This window comes from Candidatus Aminicenantes bacterium (genome assembly GCA_026393855.1).
In the GTDB taxonomy this organism is placed as follows: Bacteria; Acidobacteriota; Aminicenantia; order Aminicenantales; family UBA4085; genus UBA4085.
The window spans coordinates 1-2432 of the sequence record JAPKZJ010000103.1 but is presented as its reverse complement, the minus strand read 5'-3'; the positions used below and the strand labels follow the sequence as shown (position 1 = coordinate 2432).

Sequence of the window (2432 nt, the reverse complement as noted above, 5' to 3'; positions counted from 1 at the left end):
TGAGCTTGCCGTCCACACTTTCCACTTCGTACTGGGTCACGCCTTTTTCCACTTCCTTGGAAGCGCCCTTGATCACGGCCTTGGGGTAGGCCGCCTGGAAAGCTTTGAGAACCGCGGGGGGCAGGATCTTGAGGTCGACCGCCGCCGGCTTGGGTTTGTCTTGAGCGGCGGCGACGCCGGCCAGGACGAGCGCCAGGCCCAAAACCAGTATTGTCGTCCAAACAGTCTTTTTCATGGGCATTCTCCTTGATGAGATGTTCATCGCCCTCGACTCTACTCCGGCCCCTCTGAACGGACGATGAATAGACGCCCGTCCGCTGCCCCGCTCAATGAGCCCCGAAGTACCAGACGAACTTGAGCATGGCCGCCGTCTTGTTCAGCCGCCAGTTGCGGTGCGGATCGAGCGTGTCGCCGAATTGGTTGAGGACGAAGTAGAGCGAAGCGCCGGGCTTGGGGATCCAGGTGATCCGGAGGTTGAAGAGCAGCTTGTTTTCGTCGTTGTTCCACTGGGCGAAGACCGCCCCGTAAAGCTTCGGATTCAGGGAGAAATTCATCCGGCCGACGACCTCGTCGATGGCGAATCCGCCGTCCGGAAGGCGAATATCGCTGCGCTGATAGGACAGGCCGGCTCCGAAGTATTTGTTCAGCTTCCAGGCCAGCGAAGTGTCCCACTCGACAGACGTGCCCGTATAGAACTGGCCCCAGACATAGCCGGCGCTGAAGACGAGCGGCCGCCCGTCGAAGGTCTGGAACTGGATCTCGGTCTGGGTCGTCCAGTAGCGTCCTTCCGGGATGACGTGCCCGTCGCGGATCTCGAAGGCCTCGGTCAGGTTCTCGGCGTTGCGGATGATGTTGACCTCCAACTGTTCGCCGCTTTTGAAAAAGACGGCCAGGGGGCGGAACTCCATGTAGACCGACTGCATGTCGTGGGTCCGGTCGTCGATGTAGTAACTGACGTCGAGGGGCTTGAATTGGAGCTTCTGGATCCAAGGCAGAAAGCTCGGCCGGGGATTGATCCGCCATTTGGCGGTGTAGATCTGGTAGCCCGTCCGGCCCAGAAACCCGACCTCCGGGTTGAAATCCAGGCCCGCCCGCTCCCAGGAGCCGCTGATCTCCATGAGGTCGTTCGGCAGGTTGAAAAACAGCCGTTGGGCTGTTCCGGTCGTTGCCTCCCGGTCGGAGGTATACGTGGCCGCGACCGCGCCGCCGATCTGAAGGTTCTTGTCGCCGAAGAGCTTGGCCGTCGAGTACATGGCGTCGATTCCCGCCGTGCCGTTGAAGCGGCCGGCTTGAGCCGCCCCAACGGCCAGGAAACCGATCGAGGATTGTTCCCCGAGATCCCTTTTGTAGCGCAGAACGGAGAAATTCATCGCCTGGGCGGAGTCTGTTTTCTCCGTTTGCAGGATCATGATGCCGAGGGTGGAGCCGCCCATCTTGCCCAGGAAGCGGCCGCCGCCCAGGATCGGCGTTTCCTGGCCTTGATAATAGCCGACCCGGCGGCTGTAGAACGGCCGGGCCTTGCCCAGCGGAAAATCGAAGAAGTTCTGAGCTTCCAGGAAGAACTGCCGCTTTTCCGGGATCGAAACCGAAAAGCGGGTCAGGTTGACGATCAGGTCGTCCGATTCGACCTGGGCGAAATCGGGGTGGATTGTGAAGTCGAGCTTGACGGTGGGACTGAAGAGGTAGTTGAAATCCAGGCCGAAGCTGCCGACCGTCGCCGCCGACGTCCCGCGGGCTTTCTCCCCTCCGGCCAGGGCATAGGGCCGGAACTCGAAGACTTTCATGCGGGTCAGGTCCCGCAGCCCGGCCAGGGCCCCGGCCCGGTTGACCTGGACGATCGTGGCGTCGCGCGACCAGCCCTGCCACAGAACCTGCTCCCGCTTGCGGCGGATATTCCGCTCGAAATTGATCCCCCAGGTCTGCTCCTCGGCGGCGCTGAACTTCAGGGTCGAGAAGGGGATCCGGATCTCCGCGAACCAGCCCTGCGCCGTCCGCCGGGCGGCGACAAACCAAACCCCGTTCCAGTCGGCGTTGGTCCGGCGGTTGTTGTCCACAACCAGGGCGTCGTACTGGGCGCCGTTGGGATTGATGGCGAACAGGTAGGCGTTCCGCTTGTCGCCGTAGGAGTCGAGGGCGATGATGAAATTGTCCTCGGTCCCGTACTCGAAATCCCATTTCATCTTTTGGGCGATGATCTTGTCCGGCTCCGCGTCGTAACACCAGATCCCGAGCCACAGCTCGGTCTTGGAGTACAGGACGGCCACTTCGGTCCGTTCCGTCGCCGGCTTGTTTTCGTCAAGCTCGCGCTGGGTGAAGTTGGAGATCCGCGGAGCGGCGGCCCAGGCGGGCTCGTCCAGGACCCCGTCCAACCGGATCGCGCTTTTCGTCGGGACGGCCCGCAGGACATCGGGCTGGCTGTGCTGGGGCCAGAG

At 62.1% G+C, this 2432-nt stretch carries 2 protein-coding genes; both read right to left on the bottom strand.

Features of this window, described 5'->3' with window-relative positions:
* Window positions 1-235 (bottom strand): hypothetical protein (locus NTZ26_12710; protein ID MCX6561361.1); only part of this gene is annotated, 235 nt, incomplete at its 3' end.
* A gap of 91 nt (window positions 236-326) precedes the next feature.
* Window positions 327-2432: DUF5916 domain-containing protein (locus NTZ26_12705; GenBank protein MCX6561360.1), on the bottom strand; the 2106-nt coding region annotated here is incomplete at its 5' end.